This is a genomic window from Kutzneria sp. 744, from assembly GCF_000568255.1.
GTDB lineage: Bacteria > Actinomycetota > Actinomycetes > Mycobacteriales > Pseudonocardiaceae > Kutzneria.
Map to the genome: position 1 here is coordinate 2700591 of NZ_KK037166.1, position 21858 is coordinate 2722448.

General features: G+C 67.2%; 15 protein-coding genes. 5 read left to right on the forward strand and 10 right to left on the reverse strand.

The window, feature by feature from the left end:
- Positions 1–164: 164 nt before the first annotated feature.
- Entirely contained in the window at positions 165–3323 is a 3159-nt protein-coding gene (locus KUTG_RS53285; RefSeq protein ID WP_198047113.1) for a class I SAM-dependent DNA methyltransferase, read from the forward strand.
- A 222-nt stretch (positions 3324–3545) separates the two neighbouring features.
- Here KUTG_RS53285 and KUTG_RS11980 read toward each other — a convergent pair whose 3' ends face one another.
- Positions 3546–4628 carry an integrase core domain-containing protein gene (locus KUTG_RS11980; RefSeq protein ID WP_043729071.1) on the reverse strand — a complete coding sequence of 361 codons (1083 nt, stop codon included), beginning with the start codon at positions 4626–4628 and terminating at the stop codon, positions 3546–3548.
- Between the two features lie 189 nt (positions 4629–4817).
- Here KUTG_RS11980 and KUTG_RS11985 point away from each other — a divergent pair, with 189 nt between their 5' ends.
- Positions 4818–5372: a DUF4231 domain-containing protein gene (locus tag KUTG_RS11985; RefSeq protein WP_084579210.1), complete on the forward strand. Its 555-nt coding sequence runs from the start codon at positions 4818–4820 to the stop codon at positions 5370–5372.
- 736 nt (positions 5373–6108) lie between these two features.
- On the opposite strand, the gene KUTG_RS11990 is transcribed toward KUTG_RS11985, so the two are convergent.
- From KUTG_RS11990 to KUTG_RS61085, 8 genes are all read right to left on the reverse strand, one after another.
- Complete coding sequence (locus KUTG_RS11990) at positions 6109–7713, reverse strand: ISL3 family transposase (RefSeq protein WP_232240767.1); 1605 nt, start codon at positions 7711–7713, stop codon at positions 6109–6111.
- A gap of 334 nt (positions 7714–8047) precedes the next feature.
- On the reverse strand, positions 8048–10255 hold the full coding sequence (locus KUTG_RS11995; protein WP_157494478.1) for an NACHT domain-containing protein: 2208 nt from the start codon (positions 10253–10255) through the stop codon (positions 8048–8050).
- A gap of 53 nt (positions 10256–10308) precedes the next feature.
- Entirely contained in the window at positions 10309–11067 is a 759-nt protein-coding gene (locus tag KUTG_RS61075; protein WP_052394366.1) for a class I SAM-dependent methyltransferase, read from the reverse strand.
- The gene (locus KUTG_RS61080) at positions 11064–11708 is read right to left on the reverse strand and encodes a hypothetical protein (RefSeq protein ID WP_052394367.1); all 645 of its coding nucleotides are present in this window, start codon (positions 11706–11708) and stop codon (positions 11064–11066) included. Before KUTG_RS61080 ends, KUTG_RS61075 begins: the two co-directional genes overlap by 4 nt.
- A gap of 1 nt (position 11709) precedes the next feature.
- Entirely contained in the window at positions 11710–12747 is a 1038-nt protein-coding gene (locus KUTG_RS12010) for a UbiA family prenyltransferase (protein WP_043716820.1), read from the reverse strand.
- A complete protein-coding gene (locus KUTG_RS53300) occupies positions 12737–13870 on the reverse strand; it encodes a class I SAM-dependent methyltransferase (protein ID WP_198047114.1) in 1134 nt (377 codons plus the stop codon). Before KUTG_RS53300 ends, KUTG_RS12010 begins: the two co-directional genes overlap by 11 nt.
- Positions 13867–14778 (reverse strand): hypothetical protein, encoded by a 912-nt coding sequence (locus tag KUTG_RS12020; RefSeq protein WP_043716821.1) that lies wholly within the window; start codon positions 14776–14778, stop codon positions 13867–13869. The genes KUTG_RS53300 and KUTG_RS12020 overlap by 4 nt, the downstream gene beginning before the upstream one ends.
- A gap of 18 nt (positions 14779–14796) precedes the next feature.
- Positions 14797–14946, reverse strand: coding sequence for a hypothetical protein (locus KUTG_RS61085; protein ID WP_198047115.1), 150 nt, complete (start codon positions 14944–14946; stop codon positions 14797–14799).
- A gap of 224 nt (positions 14947–15170) precedes the next feature.
- On the opposite strand from KUTG_RS61085, the gene KUTG_RS12025 reads away from it, so the two are divergent.
- Positions 15171–17558: an ATP-binding protein gene (locus tag KUTG_RS12025; protein WP_369794453.1), complete on the forward strand. Its 2388-nt coding sequence runs from the start codon at positions 15171–15173 to the stop codon at positions 17556–17558.
- On the opposite strand, the gene KUTG_RS53310 is transcribed toward KUTG_RS12025, so the two are convergent.
- Positions 17541–19793, reverse strand: coding sequence for a CATRA conflict system CASPASE/TPR repeat-associated protein (locus KUTG_RS53310; protein WP_198047117.1), 2253 nt, complete (start codon positions 19791–19793; stop codon positions 17541–17543). The genes KUTG_RS12025 and KUTG_RS53310 overlap by 18 nt on opposite strands.
- A gap of 72 nt (positions 19794–19865) precedes the next feature.
- On the opposite strand from KUTG_RS53310, the gene KUTG_RS12035 reads away from it, so the two are divergent.
- The gene (locus tag KUTG_RS12035; protein ID WP_369794637.1) at positions 19866–20189 is read left to right on the forward strand and encodes a CATRA system-associated protein; all 324 of its coding nucleotides are present in this window, start codon (positions 19866–19868) and stop codon (positions 20187–20189) included.
- Positions 20190–20296: 107 nt separating this feature from the next.
- A partial coding sequence (locus KUTG_RS61090) for a hypothetical protein (protein WP_232240768.1) occupies positions 20297–21858 on the forward strand: 1562 nt, incomplete at its 3' end.

A 21858-nucleotide genomic window follows, 5' to 3' on the forward strand; every position in this document is an offset into this window, starting at 1 on the left:
TCGGGGGAGCAAGCTTTGGATCGCTGGCTTCTGGCGGCAACAGACCCCCGGAGGGTGGTGACCGACCGCACCGCGTCGATGGTCTGCTGCCCTCGATCGTCGTGCATCATGGCTGCGATATGACTGCCAACCGACCTGAGGAAGACGTGAGCAACCTGCGACACTTGACCAACCTGGTGTGGTCGATCGCCGATCTTCTGCGCGGTGAGGTTAAGACCTCGGAATATGCATCGGTGCTCATCCCCTTCACGGCGCTACGCCGGTTGGAGTCCGTTCGCGGCGATGAGGGCGCGACGCTCGCCGAGTTGACGACCAGGCCACCCGTTACCGTCCAGGCGTTATCCGAATATCTCGATACCTTCCCCTCGGACGTCCGCGTGACGCTGGAGCGGTATGGCTTCTTCGAATACGTCCAACGGCTCGACAGCGCCGCTGTCTTGCACCAGGTTGTGGCCCGGTTCGCGGACCTTGACCTGCGGCGCGAGACCGTATCCGGTGCTGAGGTGGGGCACGTCTTTGAGGACCTGCTTCGGCGTTTCGTGGAGCAAGACGCCGAGGCCGTGGGTGAGCACGCCACGCCGCCGGATGTGCGGAGGCTGGCAGTCCAACTGCTGCTGGCACCCGACGTCCCCCACCTGGCGACCATGGGAGTGTCCCGAACGGCGATCGACCCCGCCTGCGGTATAGGCGGTTTACTGGACGAACTGGACGAGCAGGTCGCGGCAATCAACCCGGCCTTGGAGCTGCGGCTGTCCGGCCAGGAGGTCAACTACCAATCCTGGGCGATCTGCCGCCTGCGGATGATGGTGGAAGGCCGCGATCCGAGCGGCATCGAACTCGGGGACACTCTCTCCGATGACCGGCACACCGGTCAGGAGTTCGACTACCTCATCGCCTCTCCACCGTTCGGTATGGAGTGGAAGAGGTCGGCAGACCTGGTGCGTCAGGAGCATGAGGAACTCGGCATGGCTGGCCGCTTCGGTGCGGGCCTGCCCAGGATCACTGACGCGTCGCTGCTCTTCCTCCAGCACATGCTGTCGAAGATGAAGCCGACGGGAAGTCGGATCGTGGTGCTGTTCAGCGACTCCGCGATGTCGTCGGGCGAAGCAGGCTCCGGCGAATCGGCAATCCGACGGTGGGTGATCGAAAACGACTGGCTGGAATCCGTCGTGGCACTCCCGGACGGGCTGTTGCACAACACGGCGGTGTCCACCTACCTCTGGACGCTGAGCAACCGCAAGCCCGTTGAGCGGGGGGGCAGGGTGGTACTGGTCGATGCGCGAGACCAGGCGGAGCAGATGCGCAAGCCGCTGGGCTCGAAGCGCCGGTACCTCACCAACGAGCAGGTCAATGTGATCGTCAAGGCGTGCGTGGACACCGCACACGCCCAGTGGAACACCGACCACCCAATGCACGACAGGGTGCGGATCGTCAACAACACGGAGCTCGGCCACCAGCGGATCACGGTCGAGTACCCGTTGCTGCTGCGCTTCGAACTGACGAACGCCGCGCTCGACGCGTTAGCGAAGTCCCGGCCCGCCCGCGACGTCGACAACCTCAACGATATCCTCGCGCCGCTCCGCAGCCTGATCGGCTCGACCTGGCCCGACGAGCAGACCGCGCTCGCCGACATTGAGCGCGCGGTGCGCAGCGACGGTCGTTCATGGCCGACCGGCCCGGCCTTCCGACAAGCCGTCGTCCGCGCCATCGGCGTACGCCATCCAGAAGGAGCGGTCCAATACCGCCAGGGCGTCGCGCTTCCCGATCCCACCCAGCGCCGCTCCGTGCGCGTTCCGCTCGACGCCGACCTCGACGAGTACCTACGCCGCGAAATCCTGCCGCATACCCCTGACGCCTGGATCGACCGAGACAGCACAAAGATCGGCTACGCCATCTCACCCATGCTGTTCTTCCGGTCGACGTTGGACACCCGTTTCGTGCCCCTTCACGAAGTGGTGGAGGAGCCGCAGGTGGCCCGAGCGGAGTTGATCAGCGGCGAGAACGCGCTACGTCACCTACGCAAACAGGACCTGCACTCGGCGGATTCCGCCGGCGAACTGCCGGAAGTCCCGGAGAACAGCCGGAATATGACGCTCTGCACGGGAGGCGACGTGGTGGGGCATGCCAGCAACTGGCGGGTGCTGCCAGTTGGGTTTGGCGACGCGGCGACTGCGCTGACAGTGCTCCGCCCCCGCAGCCGCTACGGCCGGGCATTGTGCGAGTGGCTCAACTCCCGCAACGACCACACAGCATTCTCGTCCGCTCAGCGGTACCCGCCGGCCGACTTGCCCGTGCCGATCGACCTGTTCAGCGACAACCTCCTCGACGGGCTGCTGGAGGACATACAGAAGAGCCGCACGACGGTGCGCGACGCCGTGTCGAACTTGCTGCCCAACGTGTTCTCCGAGACGAAGCGGGACGTACGGTACTTTCGGGAGGACGCTCGGTCGATCGTCGTGCAAGCTGCCCTGGTCGGCGACGTCGTAGGCTCGGTCGTCGATCCCGTGTGGCAGGCCGAGTGGACGTACCCGTTCCACGTGGCGGCATTGGCACGCCGCTACCGGCTCAGCAGTCAACCGGCTGAACGCAAGGACGCTCTGCTCAAGCTGGGCGAGGGGGTGGCGCGAACCGTCGGAATCCTTGCCCTGACCGAGTTCCTGGACCACGGTCACCTGCGCGATGAGGTGGGTAAGTCGTTCAAAAGTGGGGCGACGTTCGGCACGTGGCTCAACCTAGTTGACAGGTTCAGACAGGGAGCCACACCGTCGAGGATGCGGGAACTGGGTGAGCTGAGGGACAACGCCCGGCTGGTTGGGTTGCTGCGGGCGATCAAAGTCGTCAGGAACACCTCGTCACATGCGTACGGGGTACGCGCGCCGTATCAGCTGGAAAAAGAGGTCGAGGCGTTGGAGCCGTTGGTGGTGTCGGCCCTGACCGCGGCCAACTGGCTGTCGACGGTCCAATGGGACTGGGTCCAGCGCTGCGAATACTTGGACGAGTCGTCCTACCTGCTGATCGGGCTGCGGCTCCGTGGCAGCCATCCCGATTGGGAGCCGTTCGAGCGGTCCAGCACTTATCCGTTGCGGCCCGGCCGGATCTACACCGGAACCGACACCGCCGCCGAGGCGGGGCAGCCCGTTGACCTGTCACCGCTGGCCGCGGTACGGATCTGCTCCGACTGCCGTGCACGCGAACTATTCCTGATCAACAAAGTCAGAGGCGACGACATCACACTACGCAGTCTGGAAGAACACTCCGCCGACATCCCGCAGTCACCCGCACCTGCGGAAAGCGGTGGAACGGCGGAGTCGGCGCCCGGTTGAGCCGACAGCAGCAGTACAGCACCTCCGGGATCGACCAGAAGTTGGCGGGGCTGCGCGTACCGAAAGCCACATCCGTGAACGTCATCCATGTCCCATGCTCATGTCGGGGAGCAGCGTGGGGAGCAAATGGGGAGCAGACAGGCGCGCCGAACGGTCCTGAACTTGTGGGGCTCGGATACTCGATCCTGGCCTCGACCTGCTGGTCCGCGGCGGCCGGGTCGATCACGCGACGATCTTGTACTCGCTTGTCAACCCGTCAAGGATGAGTCGCCGCCGGACGCGGTGGTCGGCGAGATCGATCGGTGTCGGAGGTCGGGTCTCGGCCTGGGCTGGTGCGAGCTGCTGGAGGCTCCGGTGCGGCCGTGCGGTGTTGAAGTGCCGCAAGTACGCGGTGAGGACGCGGCGCAGATGCTGCTCGTTGACGATCAGCAGCCGATCGAGCAGCTCGCGACGGAGACTTCCGATCATTCGCTCACAAATCGCGTTCGCACGAGGCGCTTGAGGAGGGCTGGCGAGAATCCCGATGCCCTCGGCGGCGAACACCGCGTCGAACGCGCGAGTGAACCGAGAGTCCCGGTCCCGCAGCACGAACGTCAGCGTGTCGACACGCTCACCGAATTCCATCAGCACGTTGCGAGCGGCTTGCACGGTCCAGGCGCCGGTCGGGTTGGCGGTGATCCCGGCCAGATGCGCCCGGCGAGTACCGTGCTCGACGACGATCAACGCATAGATCCGTTTCAGGAACACCGTGTCGACATGCACGAAGTCCACCGCCACAATGCCCTTGGCCTGCGCGGAAAGGAACTGCTTCCAGGTCGGCCCCGACCGGCGACGTGCCGGGTCGATGCCCGCCGCGTTGAGGATCTCCCACACGGTCGATGCGCCGATCCGATGTCCAAGCCGGACCAGCTCGCCTTGGATACGCCGGTGCCCCCACTGGGGATTGTCGGTCGCCATGCGGAGCACGAGGTTCTTGATCGCTGCCGTGGTTGGTGGGCGTCCTGGGCGGCGCCGACTGCTGTAGTCCCGCTTCCTGGCGACCAACCGACGATGCCAGGCCAGCAGGGTTGCTGGCGTGACGGAGAAGATCTCCTTCCAGCGGCGGCGGGGCAGCAGTCGGGACAACGCTGCCAGCCATAGCCGGTCAGCTGGGGTGTAACGAGCCCAGGCGATGTGACGGTGCAACACCGCGTTCTCGTGGCGCAGGACCAACAGCTCCGCGTCCTTGGACAGATCACGGCGCAACAGCACGGCCGGGACGTCCAGCAGGCACCGCACGATCTGGTAGAGCAGCGACAACAGCACCACGTGATCGTTGCAGGTGGCCGCCTGACATCCGGAACGCCCAGGTCGACGGCGGAATCGCGTTTTCGAGCCCCACAGCCGAACCCACGCCCTTGGGCGTCGCGGGTGACTCACGGTTCCCGAGTCCGTACATCGCTTGGGTACTGGCGGGACGTGCAACAGTCACTAGATCGATCGTGCGTTGCACCGATGGGTTCTGATGCGACCTACATCTGGATCGCCCATACGGGAGGAGAAGGACCCTTGAAGGCGGAGCGTATCACCGATCTCGATCAGTGGCTGGCCACATCGAGGCACGATGGCCAAGCACTCCCACAGTCGGTGCTTACCAGGTGGCGGTGGCACCAGGAAGGGGTCATACGGAACAGGATGCGGTATGCGATCACTGAAGTCACCGCGATCGGGGGGGCGGCCGCGGTCCCAGTCGCCGCCGCCGCGAACCTGGCTCCGGTGATCACGGCTGCTCTTGGGGCCGTCGTGCTGATAGCGACCGCCGTCCGCACAACCTTTCAAACGCACGAGAATTGGGTTGAGCACAGCATGGTGTGGTACGACATCGAGCGGGAGGTCGCGCTGTTCATGGCAGAAGCTCCGCCATACGAAGGCTCACGAGCATCACAGCATTTGATCACACGTGTAGAGGCTCTCGCGTACGAGAGCGCTCAGCGATGGGCCCGGCGCCGCTACGCTGACCAGGTACGCGTGCAAGAGAATCTGTCTTCAACGGACCAGGCTGAAACCTGAGGTGGCAGCGACGGTGCGTGCCGGCAACTTGTCCACAGAGGCCAAACGCGGCATGTCACCACGCATAGAAGGCTTCCCTGAGGCCGGTCGGTGTACTGTGCGTCGGCACGCTCGTGTGTGCAGATTACTGTAGCGCCGACCGGAAGCGGCATTTCCTCAGCGGGGAGCAGCGCGGGGAGCAAATGGGGAGCAGGCAGGCGCGCTCAACGGCCCGGAACTGCGTTCAACGACTCTGAACGGAACCGCGCCGACCTGCGGAAGTTACATTTCCGCAGGTCAGCGCATTATGGCGTCCTTGGTTCACACCTATGGGCTCTTCCAACTGAGCTCAACGGACCTCAACTGCACCAAACCGCAGGTCAACGGCCCTGAACGGACGTGCGTGGCGACTGCGGCTCAGGTGAGCACTTAGGACTCCGGCGCAGCCGAGACTGACCTGGATCTGGAAACTCCTTGAACGCCCTCATCCGCCGATGACCAGAGTCGACCCTCCGACCGCACCGCCACCCTGTAGGAACCGTTGGGGAACACGCCAACGACGACTTCTTCACCACAGCCACCCAAACGGTGGACATCCGATGCGTCACAAGGCCGCAGACGTGCATAGTCAGTGCTCAGCGATCAGTCGCATCCTGCCGACGCTTCGTCGTCCCGGGCGATTCCGCTGTCGCCTGCCGCGCTCAATGGCTCTGGGCCAAGTTGTGTGATCAACTAGACTCGATCCGACAGGTCCGTGCTAGGTCGCGTGCAGGATTCTCTTCCTCAGCAAGGGAAATCCTGCTCGGCCGAATGCCATCCTCTTGAGGAGCTTGATCTTGTTAACTGTGCCTTCGGTGGGACCGTTGCTCCACGGCAGCGTAAGTCCGGCAGTCACCGCGGCCAAGTCTTGGCGCAGGCCGTTGACGAATGAGTGCAGCGCGGGAAGGTTGTCCTCGCGGACGCAGTCCATCCAGTCGGGCAGGTGGTCGCCGCTGAGGTTGCGAATCATGCACGCGAACGAGCCGACGTGCCGACGGGTGGCCTCCAGTTCGGGGCATCGGGCGAGGATCTCCTTGAGCCGCAAGCAGTCCTTGTCGGGCAGGTTGTCGGGGTCACGCATGATCCACCCGGTGACGTGGCGGATTTTCGGCGGAGCGGAGGCTGTGGGGGCGGCGGCCACCACGGCTCTGGGTGTGCGGCCGGCGCGAAAGGGGCGCAGGTAGCGGTAGACAGTCTGGGCACTGCCTCGGTAGCCCTGCTCGCGGATTTCGGTGATCAGCCGGGTGATGTTGGTGTGGCCGCCGATCCAGCGCTGGTTGAGGTAGGGCTTGAAGTTGTCCAGCCGTGAGTGCCGGGAGGTGGTCTTGGCGATGAGGTCCTCGACGTCGCCGGCTTGGACGATCCGGCGGACCGTCTTCCGGTCCAGCCGCAGCTCGCGAGTGATCGCCCGAATCCCCATGCCTTCGGCGTGCAAGGCCCGCACAGCGTCGTACCGCTCGCGGATCCTCGCCACGAACGACGACTCTGCCAGCCCGCCAGGGTCGGCCGGCTCAAGGTCGGGAGCCGGCGGCGGGTCCGTCTCGACCGTCTCGGTAGGGTCGTCAACGGCACCTTCAGCGTGATGGTCGGGCGTGATGGGCTCGGACAGGCATTTGCGGTGGGCGATGACGGTCTTCTCGACGGCCTCGCCCAGGTTCTTCCAGACATGCCACCGGTCCGCGCACTGCGTTGCCTGCGGCGCGCCTCGCGTGCTGGCTTCGGCGTAAGCGCTGGCTCGGTCCCGAGCGATGATCTGGATCTCGGGGTGGGCCTTCAACCACTCCGCGAGCGTGTCGGCCTCCCGGTCTGGGAGCACGTCGATGGGTTGGTGTGTCCCGAGATCGATGATGATTGTGGCGTAGGTTTGTCCTTTCCGGATTGCGAAATCGTCGATGCCCACGGCCGTGACCTCGCCGACCGGCTTCTCCGGCAGGGCCCGCAGCAGCCGTAACAGCGTGTTCCGACTCGCCGGCAATCCCAGCACCGTGGCCAACCGCGCGCCTGCGCGGCCGGCCAGAGCCACACTGATCGAGGTCAGCATCGTGCGCGACAACGGGGTTCTGCGCGCGTGCCGAGTGGCCACGCCGGCGGGCTGCTCAGTGAAGGTGCGCACGACGCACTCGGTGTTGCCACAGAAGAAACGTCGTACCCGCAGGCGCAGCGCCACGGCCTGGCCGGCGATCGCCGCGTCAGCCAGCCTGCGGTCGTAGCGGCTGTGCACCCGGCTCGCGGGGTGACCGCACGCGTGGCAGGCCGCCTGCGGCGCCGTCGAGTTCACCCACATCAGCACGCCAGCGGCCGTCTGCTCGACCCGCTCGATCACCACACCACTCAGGTGTGGAAGCAACACGTCAAGAGCATGATCATCACACTCCGAAGATGATCACCCTACGGCCGTTCGATCTCCGTGAAACTTGATCACGCAATCTGTCCCAGAGCCCATCCTCGTGGCAGAAACGGGACTCAACTGGTCCCATGAACGCGGCAGACGACAATTCCGCACCGGAAGTCCTCGGCAGCGTCAACGAGTGGCATGTCATTCCCACAAGTGAGGAGTTGTCGTGTCGCCGCGTGGCGCCGCGATCCAGGCGTGTATTCTGTTGGCCACATAGGCGTCGAGCTCAGCGCCAGTCGGATGTCCTGTCAGCATCCCGAGATCAAGACGACACCGCAACGCTGGACAGATGCCGCTGCAGGTCAACGTGACGGAACTGATAGACAGCACCAACCTTTCTCATAACACCAAGCGTGCACGCATCGTCGAGGAAGGCAAGGAGACGAATCGGCACATGGCCGCCGGCCGCCAACCACCATTTTGCCGTCAGGTACCTAACCCAGATGGTTGACGGAAACAACGCAGGTATCCCGCCGGAGACCGCCGCCGTCACAACAAGAACCAGCCCGGAACCAACGCCCAAACCCAACCCAAATATCAATGAATTAGCCGGTTCCACGGGCCGGACGAACTGAACAAACAGGCCAACAACCACTCCACTCGACACGATCTGCAGAGCCGTCGCCCATCGGTCGGACGCGATCACGGAAGCCGCGCTCTCCGCCCGGCGCTCATCAACCCTCTCGTCTAGAAGATTGATGATCACGCCAACCACGACCGCCGGCACCGCAACGAGCGCACTCGCCGCGAAACCGATGAGGGTGGCAGATCCCAACGCGGTCACCAAACCGCCTCCAAGTCCGTACACAACCGCGTTGGGAATGTTCTTCATACGCATTTGGATACGCCGCGGAGTTCTACCGAATCGCCACTCCCGACTCCAGTCCGTGAGCGCCCAGGTGACCGAGCCCATGACGAGACCTCCTCCGAAGGCAACCAGCGCCACCGACAGGGGACCGCCGTGCAGCCGAAGAAGGACGACCATGCCGGTGCCGCCCGTCACTCCAACGAGAAACCGAACGGCGCTGCCAAGAACGTAGTGCGCACCGCGCCACTTCTCGGAAAGAATCCCAGCCTGCAATGCCCACCCTCGGGCGAAGTGCAGAGTCAGCAGCATTGCGACGGCCCCACCCCCCAGCGCGAACACGACAGGAATCGACATCAACGGAACCGCGTCGACAGAGATTCCAAGCCAGTCGGCAACCAGTCCGATAGAAATCTCGGCAACCACCCCAATGCTTCCGATTATTCCACCAAGCATGCACCAGGACAGCGCTCCGCCGAAGATAATGCCAAGAACACCAAGATTCGTCAGCGTCTCATACAAACGCCATGGGACCAGATCGCGCTCTCCGTGAACCACGAGGTTATTCGCCAAATATGAGAGCCACCGCTCGGCCCGTCGGGCATCCCAGTCACGCACCGGCTTCGGCCCACGCGCGTCGCCGCCGAACAGTGCGGGCACGAACCTTCGGAGCAGGTGCTCCTCCAATTTCACCGGCGAACCTTCGGCCAAAGTCCTCAACTCCGCGATGGAGTCGGGTGAATCGCCATAGCCCACCTTCGTCAGAAAACACATCAACGGTGTGGACAGCACCTTGGCGAGGACCCCACGGGGATCCTGGAGAAGTTTCTCCAGGGTGCCCGCGCTGGAGGTCGGCTGGCCAGCCGACATGTACGCCGAGATGTCGGCAACCTCCAGCGGTTCGATTTCCACGGCGACGACGTCGCGTAACACCGGGACGAACGCGGCCCCGGTCGCGCCGGTCAGCGTGGCGAACTCCTTGGTCTGACAGGTCAAGACGAAGGGGAACGGAGCGGACCGCCCGATCGCCGCCAGGGCGACCGACCGCCTCGACGGGCCCAGTTCGTCCAGCCCGTCAAGGACGGGAAGCACTCTGTGCTCGTCCACGAGGACGTCGGCGATCCGGCGCCCCGTGGCGTCGACCGCCGACAGCGAGGGATGGCTGATCACCAATCGCTGCTTGAGCCAGTCCGACAGCCGGACCTCGGCCGGGTTCCAGGAGGACATTGAGACGAAGAACGGAGTCCTCGCGCTCTCGTCCCACGATTCGATCAGTTGCCGAACCAACTGGATCGCGAGCACGGTCTTCCCGGCGCCTGGCGCCCCCAGGATGACGAGCCGCCTGCTCTCGAGCCCCGTGAAGAACGCCCCTATGCCGCTGCCCGGATGCGCGGGCCCCGTGGCATCCAACTGCTCGTCGAGCCGTCGCCACCGCAGCGACATGGTGTGCCACTCGAACACGCCGCGGTCCTCTAGATGCGCCGTCGACTCGGCTTCCGCGGCCGCCAGTACGCCGCGGATGATCTGCGTGGAGGACGCGGTGGGAACCGACACCGGCCGAGCTCGTTCCAGGTAGGCCAGCGCCGCGCCCACACCGAGCACGCAGAACCCGAGAATCCAGGCGCCGACCTGGAACAGGGCCCCGGACACGCCGCCAGTCACCACGACGCCGAGGGTGATAGCGGCGGGCGACAGCGTCCGCGGACGTTGAATCGATCTCACAACGTGGTTCTCCCGTGCCTGAGTTCGACGATGTTTCCGTGCATCAGCAAGTGCTTCCGCTTGAACACGGACAGGTGGAGATCAGCGGCCCAGCGCCTGATCTCGCGGGCGGAGTGGAAGGTGGCCCGCGGCGTGAAGATCTGGTCGGCGACGAGGCCCTTGAGCTGGTTGTCGGCCAGGCGCTGTCCCACCTGGACCGCGACCGCGGCCCGGACCACGTGCCAGCACCACCGGGGGACGCGGTCGAGCACAGCGACCGGGAAACGGCGCCGCAGCCCCGCCGTCAGCAGATACAGCGCATGATATGGCGTCCACCTCGCGTAGAGCATCACCACGATCGATCCAGCGGGTTTGGTCACCCTGGCCATCTCGCGCAGGCCGGCGAAGCAGTCGGGGGTGTGGTGCAGCACCCCGATGGACACGGAATGGTCCACGGAGTGCGAAGCCAACGGCAACCGCAACGCGTCGGCCTGGCAGACCAGGCCCGCCTGGAGGGCCGCCCTCGTCCGTTTGACAGCCGTGCTCGTGAGGTCGACGGCGACGATGCGGGCGCCTCGATCCGCCAGCCCACGGGCGACCTCTCCGGAGCCACAGCCCACATCCAGGACGACCGCGTCACGAACGACCTCGTCGGAGAGGAACGGCCGCAGGCGGCTGGTCCAGTGTCGGACACGCCGTTGGCCGCCCTGCACGAACGGAAAGCGCTCGTAGTGGGCCCTTGTGAGGGACCTGGCCGGGGATTCGGAGTCCTTCATACGTCCTCGCCTTCCGGCTGACCACCTGGGGTCTGGCGCGCGTCCTCGCGCACGGCTCTGGCCGCTCGCAGCACCTGCCGGGCGGACAGCATCAGGGCGGTCGCCGCGAGCACGCCCACGAGGACCAGCGTGGCCAGCGGATGATCGCCGATCACGGCCAGCACCGCGGCGGAGTACGGGGTCAGGTGGGTTCCTAACCAAACCAGCAGGATCGAGGAGATCGTGACACCGGCCAGCAAGGCGATCACGACGGGCCGCCGGCGCGTCCCCCTCGCGCCGAGAGCCATGTCGACGGGAGTGCTCTGGTGCACAAGGCAACTGATCACCAGCACCATCCCCAACCACCGACGGGACAACGCATTGAGGGCCCACGCTCCCGCGCGCGTGCGGGCCACCAACATCTCTCCTCCCCATCGGCCCAGCTCGAAGTACGAGATGTGGATCAGCAGCCTCAGCGGCACGGCGACCAGGACGATGTCGACGGGGGACAGCTTTCCGGCCAGCAGCAGCATCATTTCCGGCTGCGGCCGCAGCGCGAGCAGGGCCAGCGGCGCGCGCAAGGCCAGCACCGGCAGGAGCGCCAGACCGGTCTGGCCGGCCGCCAGTATCACCAGGACAGCGAGCACACTCCAGGCGCCCACCTCACACCTCCGCTTCGCGCGCGACGGTGGTCCGACTCGTCGTTCGCCAGTACCAGGTCCAGTACAGCGTGAACGCGGCCTCCCACAGCCCAAGGGCGGCGGCAGCGGGCACGATGGTCGACCACGGCGCCCGGGCGAAGACGGCGGTGAGCAGCACGAGGAATCCGGTGGCGAAGTACAGTTCGCGGCCGCGTGATGACGGAGGGCGCTTGCCGCTGAGAAGCCGATTCATGCTTGCCGCACCGACCGCAGCAGTCAGCAGGACGATCGCGATCGAGACGACCACCACGATGACCGGCAACCCTGCAGTCGCGGCCCACACGGTGCCAACGCCGACGACATCGACGCATCCGAGCAGCATCCAGCAGTATCGTCGGTACGCCGCGGTCGCGACCAGGGCGCGGTTCGGCGCGATGTCCGCTCCCATCATGATCGCCACGGTCCGGAACCCAGTGCGGCGATCAGACGCCAAGTCCTTGAGGTTGCCGGCAATGCTGTTGAGCTGAAGGGAGAGCAGGAACAGCAGGGCGGTCACCCACCAGACGACGGTGTCGACCGCTCCCGACACCGCGAACGCGGTGATGGCCGGCGGCGCCGCCATGGCGACCGCGAACAGCACGTCCATCAGCAGCGGCATCGTGGTCGCCTTCTGGTAGACGTTGACGACGGCGCCGAGAATCAGCAGCAGCGCCATGGCGACCTGCGCGCCGGCCGGCCAGTGGTCGAGCGCCGTCACGGCCACAGCGGCGAGCGGCAGGCAGATCGACCACAACAGGGCCTCCCGTTCCGACAACGCGCCGGTCACGAGCGGGCTTCGGGCCTTGGCCGGGTTGAGCCGGTCGCGCGGCAGGTCGACGAGGTCGTTGAGAGCGAAGATGTATCCGTTGATCAGGACACCGACCAGCCACAGCGCCACAATGCTCGCGGCGTGGGCCGACACGCCCGCCAGCATCGGCCCGGTCACACACACGAAACCCTCGAAGCCGGCGGTGTGCAAGCGGAGAAGGTTGGCCGTCGCGGCGACTCTGTCACGAATCACGCCGGCCGCCCCTTCCCGTGGTGAGCACGACCTTCATCGCCAGCCGTCCCAACCACGCGATCACCGGATGCGGACGGAGGGCGTCCACGACTTCGGCGCCGTCCCGCAGCACGTCGAACTCGCCCGCATCGACCAGCATGCTTGGCCGCTGGCGGTTCGGCGGCGACACCTTGCCAGGCATGATGCGGACGCCCGGGATTCGGTCCAGCCGCGCCCGGCCGGCGCCGGCTGCCCAGACCGGATGCAACACGATTCGGCCGCCGGCGCTGCTGACACGCAGGAACTCGCCGAGCACCCGCCGTGGGCGCGACGCGTGCTGGAGCACGAAATTCGCGTTCACGGTGGCGAAGGCGCCGTCCCGGAACGGGAGATGCTCGGCCGTCGCCGCGACCGTGGCGCCACCGGCATCGCATGCGCGCCGGGCGTACTGAGGATCGACCGAGAGCGCCAGCACACCGGCGGACGCCAGTTCGGCGCCGAGGGGCGAGTCACCCGCACCGACGTCCAGGAACGGCCCTCTGGCCGGCCCGAACCGAGCCTCCCACGCCTTCAGTGTGAGTCGACCCGTGCGTAGGACCGAACGCCAGCCGCCGTCGACATGGACGCCACGAGCCGTTCGGTAGAGCAGGTGCACCTCGTTGTCCGATCGGACGACTCGAAACCCCCGACGCAGGTACGCGGTCAGCAGGCGCCGCTCAGTGACGTCGATCCGAGCCACCACGTCCATGCCCGCACGGTCGGCCAACGAGAACACGTGGCCGGACAGAGCGATCGTCGCCGTGGCGCCGGACCGCCGCCGCGGATCCTTGGCGAGGTTGACCAAGCGCCATCCTGCGACGTAGGACGGCAGCAGAACCCACGGCAGGGCGTCAGAACGCTCCCTCGCGCCGGAGAGCGCCCAGGCGACGTGGATCAGCGAGTCCAGCACCCTCCGTCCGAACCCGTACCGCCCGTGATCGGTGCCGACGCCGAGCACCGCCGCGTGGTCGCCGGCGCTGAGGTGCGGCGTCACCACCACCTTGACAAGATGGCGGAGATACCGACCGCCGTATGCGACGTGCAGCACCCGGGCGGCTCTGGGCGCCTCTCGCAACGCGAGCCAGCACGGCGCCGGCGCAGTCACCGAAGGTCCACCGGCAGGAGCAGATCGGACTGCTGTTCTGCGGCACGCGAGCTCCATGTCCTGGCCAGATCAGCGACCACCGTCGCATCCGTCGCGTCGGCCAGTCTCGCAGCGTCGACGAACGCCGCGCCCGCGACGTTCAGGCAGGCGGACGCGGCGCCGCTGCCCACCAACGCGGCCCTCAGGTCGCGTTCGTCGGTCAGATCCACGTCCGGATAGGCCAGCAGCGCACAGGTCAACGGCCAGCTCATCACGCCATTGGTGGCATCCTCGGCCGCGTCCTTGAGGTCGTCCAGCAGCTGTAGACCCGTGCACAACCGCAGCAGGGCCTGGGCTGCCGGCTCTCCCCGCGCCGGCATGCCGGCGAGATCCGCCACCACGTGCAGAGCAGTCATTCCCGGTGCCGCCTTGTCACCTAAGCCGCTGATCTCGTCCGTGGTGTACGGCCGTGCTTCGCCACGATGTCCCAAATCGCGGGCCATCGCGGCCGCATACGCCCGGTAGTAGCGATCGTGCAGGGCGCGGTACCGGTCAGCCGAGCCCGGTGCCAACTCGGCGAGACCGTCCAGATAGCGAAGCAGGCTCACGTCGGCGAGCACACACATGGCCGCGGGCGCGCGGCCTTCGTCGATCACCAGGTCGTGGAACGCGAAATGGAAATGCCCGATCGCGAGCAGGACTCGGAGCCGGTCGATCTGTTCCTCAGGCACGCCCCAGGCTCTGGCCTGTGCGCCCGGCAGGTGGAAAAAGCCGCTGTCCAGACCGAAAACGGCCGCCGGGAAGTCATTGACGGCCGTGGCCATGGCCGGCAGCTCCCGCGCGAGGACCGCGCGGGAGCCGCGGCAGACCTCGCGCCACGGAGAGCGCTCCGCTTCGACAGTCAGCGCCGGTGGGAGAGGTGTGCGCATCGATGGCGTCCTGTCACGTCACCAGGTGTCCTGGTCTCCGTTCGCCTGTGGCAGCCGGTCGGCGATGCCCGCGCGGGCCGGCGCGTTCTCCCGCACCGACGCGAGGTGTCGCAGTTCGTCACCCACGATGTCCTCCATCGTGGCCGAATTCTCCAAAGTGGTCGTCATCGAGATCGCTCCTGTCGGGCTGGGGATGTGGTAGCCGTCAGTTCGGCTGGCGGGATCCTGGTGTTACGGACACGAAACTCCCGCATATCCGGGAGTCCAGTCCTGTGCCCACTTCCGGTGTGTCCGAGCGGGACCGAATACGCGCCTCACGTGCCGGCGAAGCGGACGCCGTCCCCGATCGTCGCAACGTGCACCTCCTACAGGTCCGGCGGAATTTCCACCGAATGGACGAGCAACCGCGCCACTGGGGCGAAGCACCGCTCGTTCGGCCCGATCGCGGCGAGCACAACGGCACCACGCGGCGGAAGATTGCGGTCGTGAGGCTGGAAAACGCTGGAGAAGACCGGAGCGAACCCCGGCAACGGGTGGCAGCCGCACTGGTCCAGGTGGTCCTCCAGGCGGAACGACGTCTTGGGCACGGCATCGATCGCGCCCAGCTGGCCAAGCGGGTCAACGTCGCGCCCGCCAGCCTGTACGCGTACCTCAACGGCACCACCCTGCCGCGCGGGCCCGTGTTCGAGCGTCTGCTCGACGAACTCCGTGTAACCGGCGCGGAGCGTGGATGGCTGACCACGTTGCGGGACAAGGCCGAGGTCGCCGGTCGAGTCAGATCGGCCGCCCAGAAGCCGCGTGGCAAACTGCCGGTGGCGCGACAGCTGCCCATCGACGGTGCGCGCTTCATCGGCCGTTCGGACGAACTCGTGCGCATGATGGCGATGGCCTCCGGCGAGGGCACCGACGCGGCTCGGGTGTGCGTCATCGAGGGGCCGGCCGGCGTAGGCAAGACCATGCTGGCAACCCGGGTGGGACACCTGGTCAAGGACCTGTTCCCGGACGGCCAACTCCACGCGGACCTGCACGGATTCGACCGGCAGCCGCCGACCGACCCGGCCGAGGTCCTGCTCGGCTTCCTTTTCGCGCTGGGAACGCCGGCTGACGCCGCCCCGCCCACGCTCGCCGGCCGGGCGGCGTTGTTTCGGAGTCTGCTGGCCGGCCAGCGGATGCTGGTCGTGCTAGACAACGCAGGCTCGTCCGAGCAGGTTCGGCAGCTGATTCCGTCCGAGCCGCGCTGCCTGATGGTGATCACTAGCCGCAACCGCATGGACAGCCTCGTCGCTCGGGAAGGGGCAGCGCGGATCTCGTTGGCCGTTCTGGCGCCGCCGGCCGCTGCGGACATGCTCGCCGCCACGATCGGCACCGCAAGGGTCGCCGCCGAGCCCGAAGCAGTGCGCGACCTGATCGACCTGTGCTCCGGCCTGCCACTCGCGCTGAGCGTGGTCGCGTCGCACGCGGCGGATCGCCCGACCGAACCGCTGGCGGCGCTCGTCGAGGAGCTGCACGACGAGGGCGACCGGCTCGACTCCCTGTCCTGGCCTGATGACGACCTCGACCTGCGTACGATCTTCCAATGGTCCTATGACGGGTTGACCCCGGCGGCGGCGTGGCTGTTCCAGATGCTGGGTCTGCACCCGACGCCGGAGATCGGGCAGGCCGCATGCACCGCGCTGGGTGCACCGGACGAGCCGCTGCGGCCCGCGCTTCGCGAACTGCTGTCGGCGAACCTGCTCACCGAACACAGCCGCGGCCGGTTCCGCATGCACGACCTGCTGCACGCCTATGCCCGCGAGCTCTTCCTCCGGCGTGTGCCCTCCCCACAGCAGAAGGGCATGCGGCGAAGGATGCTCGACTACTATCTGGCCGCCGCGGCCGCGGCGAACACCAGTATCCAGCCGTGCGACGCCGAGCACCGCGAGCACGCAGGTCCCGCTCCTGGCGACTACGCCGCCTCGATGGCCTGGTTCACCGCCGAATGCGAGGTGCTACTGGCCATGGTCGACCACGCGGCGGAGCACGGCTTCGAATCGCACGCGTGGCGATTGGCCTGGGCGTGCATGGTCTACCTGCGTCGATCCGTTCGATCAGCGTCACGGATCGCCGTACAGCGGGTCGCGGTCGCGGCGGCGGACCGTGCGGGCGATCGGGCCGCCCGGGCGACGTCCAGCCGGATGCTGGCCGACGCGCTGGGCCGGTCGCGGCTGGGTGCGGAGACACTCACGCTGCTGGCGCAGGCGCTGGCCGAGTTCGAGGAGCTCGGCGATGAAAGCGGAGCCCTGCGGGCGCATCTCTCGTTCGCACGCGCCCTTGACGCGGACCAGAAACATGCGCGGGCGTACGAGCACGCGGAAGCAGCGCTTAGCCTGGCCACGGCCATCGGCGAGAACATGGCTGTCGCCGACGCCTATGCCTCGAGCGCGCGCCAGTTGGTGAACCTGGGCCGGCACGAAGCCGCGCTGCGGCGGTGTGAACGGGCTATCACGTTGTACGCTGCCGCCGGCCACGCCGAAGGCGAGGCTTCCGTCCTCAAGATCGTCGGCGACGCCGAACTCCGTCACGGCGACCCGATGGCCGCGATCGCCGCGTACGAACGCTCCCTGGCGCTCGATCGCACGCTCGGCGATCGTTACTGGGCGGCCCACGCGTTGCATCGACTCGGCGTTGCCCACCGTCGGCTAGGTTGTGCTGAGACCGCCGACCGATTGAACGCCGAGGCCATAGCCGAGCTGGAGTCGCTGCATCACCCCGATGCCGAAGCGTTACGCCACACCAGGTGATCCGCCGTCGATCTCGATCAGGGACCGGGCCGCCATCGCCCAGGTGTGGCGCGCGGCCAACACCGTGCGCAGGTCATCGGCGGTGCCGAGCGCGGCACCGACGTTCCCCATGACCGCCGCGATCCGGCTCCCCCACGTCTCGATGTCGGTGGCCAGCGTCCGAGTGACCGGCACGACCGTCTGGCGGACCTGCCCGCCGGGCAGGTCCGCCAGCAGCATGCCCAACCCGCTTCGGCCGCTGACCAGGCAGGGCGCGCCGGCGCGAATCGCCTCGTGCCCGACCAGACCGAACCCCTCCACGCGAGACGGCATCAGAACCAGCGATGCCCGCCGCAGGTCTCGGTCGATCTCCGCGCGGTCCGGCGTGTAGTTCCGCACCGTGACGTCGACCGCGGGATGGTTGATCCAGGCCAGCAACCTGGATCGCAGTTGCGCGGCCTGTCCTTTCGGTGCGCCGCGAATCAGCAGTTCCCACCGGCTGCCGCCTGGGCTCACCCGCATCGCATGCCCGATCGCCCCGGCGGCGATGTCGATCCCCTTGATCTCCGCGTCCTCGGCCCTCCCGAGGAGGAGGATCTGCGGCACTCCGGGCGCGGCCCCCCTCGGCCTCGGGTCCGCGACATCGAAGCCCGGCACGAAGCGAACCGGCGTGGGCGCGCCCTCGACGTGCATCTCGCGCCGCATCCACTCCTCGAGTCTCGGCCCGACCGGCACCGCGCGGGTGGCGGCGGCCAGGGCGATCTCGACCTTCGACCGTTCCTCGGCCCGCTCCCCCATGTCGTTCTTCCGGTCGAGCTTGTGCCACTCGACCTGGTCCGGCTCGACATGCACCAGATGGAGGCGGACCGCAGTCGGATAGTGGTCCTGCGCCAGCGCCCGCGCCACCTGCCCGGTCACCCGACCGTGGCCGATGATCGTGTCGATGGCGGCGTCCGCCGGCAGCGGAGGCCGGCGCATCAGCGACTCGCGTTCCGAAATGCCCGGCACCGACAAGGCGTCCACGAGCTGAACTCCGACCGCGTCGGCGTCCGCGCGCTCCTCGGCCGACGACTTCGGGACCAGGCAGTAGACCTGCGCGCCGACGCCGACCAGCGCGGCGCACAGCGACCGGTTGAGCGTGCTGATCCCGCCGAGTCGGGCGAACCACTCGTCGGCAACCACGAGCACGGTGCGCACCGCGTCCCGGTCTGCCCGTCGCGCCGTGACGGCCCGCGAGCCGGCCTCGCCCCGCGCCGACGGCAAGGCACTCACCATCAGCACCCCCCGGTCGTAGTGGTGGAGGTATTCCGCGTCGTCCCTGAGTTGTTGATCGAACCATGTCGCCAGCAGTCGGTCACGGCTGACGGGGTCGCCACCCGCCGCCGGTATCGCCACCTCCGCCGCCGCAACCGCGTTCTCCCAGCTGACTCGCACCGTCTTGGCCATCACCTCCAAGGACGTGATCGTTCTGGCCAACGCGATGTGCACCGCCGGCGGCACTGGTTGCGAGCCGCACCGGGCAAGCACATCCTCGATCCGACGGCAGAGCTCGGCGGTGTCGGGCGCGTGTCGGCGGACCCGCAGCTGATCACGGATCTTGGCGACATGCATCAGGTAGCGCGCGAACGGCGGAAGGTGGGTCGCGCCACCGTCCGACCACGTCCAGGCGCTCAGCGTTGCCCCGTGGCCGGGTGCGGCCAGCACCATCAACCGCCGCTGCACCCGATCATCTTCGGTTTCTCCGGTCTCCCAGAGCAGCAGATCATTGTCGAGCCGTAGGCCTTCGTGCCACCACCCCGCGGTGCCTGCCGCTGCCGGCAGCAGCTCGGCGACGGCGCGTCCAGTCGCCGCCAACTCGCCGGGCCCTCCGTCGGCCAGTAGGCCGACATACAACCGCGCGCTGCCGAGAAGAGGTCCGGCCGGAGTCCCGGTAAGTGCGTCGAGCACGTGGTCGAAGTCCCGCCAGGTGTGTTCGATCCGGTACCGGAAAAGCAGGGATACGTTGACGACCTCGTGCTCCATCCGCATGATCGCCTGTAGCCGGGTCCCCGGGTCCCAACGCGCCGCGACCAGCGCCGACGTGTTCGGCAGAGTGTCGGGCAACGCCACGGGAAGGCCGGTCGACGTGATCGGCTCGACAGCGCCGAGCACCTCACCGCAGCGCGACCACAGCGTCCGGATCTCGGCGTCCTCGCCGTCATGGAAGGCGTAGAAGTGGGCGATCAGCTCCTGTTCCACCACCGACTCGCCAGACACTCGCGGTTCCACCTCCGGATCCGGGCCTGCGGCTAGCATCGCTATGTGCGGTCCGATTATGAGCCGGTGTCCATGTGGCTGGACGATGTCTTCAGGCAAGATGCGCATCAGGTGCTGGCTGCATTGCTGGGCGCCAGACGGTCAGCCGTCGAGTGGTCCACGGTCGCGGACGCGGTCGGCGACCTCGAATCGGCGTTGCGGGCGGGTGACGCCGCCCGATTCGACTCGATGGTGGCCCGGCTCGAACGGATGACCGAGCCCCGGGTCGACGACATCGACCCGAAGGAGGACGCGCCACCGCCACCGCCGCTGCGTGACCGCATGGTCCATCTGCAGCGCCAGATGGATGTCGACAATCTCGACGACCGGAAAGACCTTCAGGGCAAGGAGAAGTGAACCGCCTCCGGCGCTGGGCGTTAGCCCGTCTGGGGGTGTGGTGGGCTCGGAGGGCCGAATCGGGCACACCGCCCGGGCCGATGGCCGCCCGAATCATCCTGCGCGCCGTGAACACGGAACCGACGGCTGAGGACCGCATCACGCTTCTGCGCGCACTGGCCATGGCCGACAGCCGCACCGAGGACAATGCGGTGATCCTCTACTCGTTGTCCTTGGCTCAGTGGGAGCGGTTTTCGGAAACGGAAGACAAGAGCTTCGCCGCCGACTCCATCCACACTGCACGTCTGGCCTTCGCCGCTGCACGAGCCGACAGCGCACGGAACATCGAACTGCTCGAGACTCTCGCGGTGTGGCTGGTCGAGCTGGCCAACGCCGCCGCCGACAGTGACCTGTTCGACGCTGCGGTCGAGGCGGCCAGGTCGGCGCTCGCCGCCGGTGGCGCCGACCTCCATGTTCTTGGCACGGTGCTCCGGTTGCGCTTCGATCACGGCGGCCAGGTCGCAGATATCGAAGAGGCGGACCAGGTGCTCACGGACGCCGTCCAGCTCGGTGACCATCACGGCGGCGCGACCTCGGCGACGCTCGCCGAGTTGGCGCATGTGCTGGATTTGCGTCACGAGGTGACCGGTGACGCCGACTACGCCCTCCGTTCGGTGGAGTACTGGCGTCGCGCGGTGGGCCTGACCGAGCCAGGTGACGAATGGGAGCAACCCAGACGCGCCCGGTTGGCCCAGGCGCTGCTCGAGAGTTTCCGACTCGACGGACCAGGCACGCCGGGGGAAGCCCTGACCCAGGTTCGGTTGGCGCTGTGGCCGACGCCGACCGGGCCAGACTACGAGACCTGCCACACCGCCGCCCTGACGCTGCTCGCCTGTGCCCAACTGCTGGAGCACACCACTTCCGGGGACCTCTTGGCGCAAGCCGAAGCCGCGGCACGCTCGGCGGTCGACGCGGCGGAGGCTGATGACGACGAACACCAGGTCCTCCAGGGTAAGGACCTACTCGCCACAGTGCTGCACGCGCGGTTCGAGCGCACCCGCGAGCGCGCTCAGCTGGACGCGGCGATAGCGCTGAGTACCGAGGTGGCCGAGCACGCCGGGATCGACCATGACGATCGAGCAGGCCGGCTCACCAACCTCGGCACGGCGCTGCTGGAACGATTCATGGCTTTCAGTGATGTGGCTGATCTCGACGCCGCGGTCGACGCCCATCGTCTCGCTCTCACCGAGATTGCGGATGACCACCACGACCGAGCGCGCTACCTGAACAACCTGAGCGTGGCGCTGTGCCGGCGGCACATCGTCCGGGGCAGGGACGCGGACCTGGCGCAGGCCATTCGGCTCGGCGAGCAGGCCGCGTCAGCGCCACAGGGCGGCGTCGAGCGCGCGCTGCGCATGAGCACCCTGGGGGACGCACTGTTCCATCGGTTCGCGCGATTCGGCGATGTCGCCGATCTCGATCGCGACATCGACCTGCTCCGGGCGGCGATCGGCCTCATGCCCGCCCGGGACTCGGATCTGGTGGGGCTCATGTCGAACCTGGGAAGCGCGCTGCACTTCCGGCATTCGTGGCTGGGCGGTCTGGACGATCTTCGCGAGGCACTGGGCATCCTCGACGACGCTGTGACCATCAGCGTACCGCCGGCCGTGCGCTCGACCGTCGTGGACGC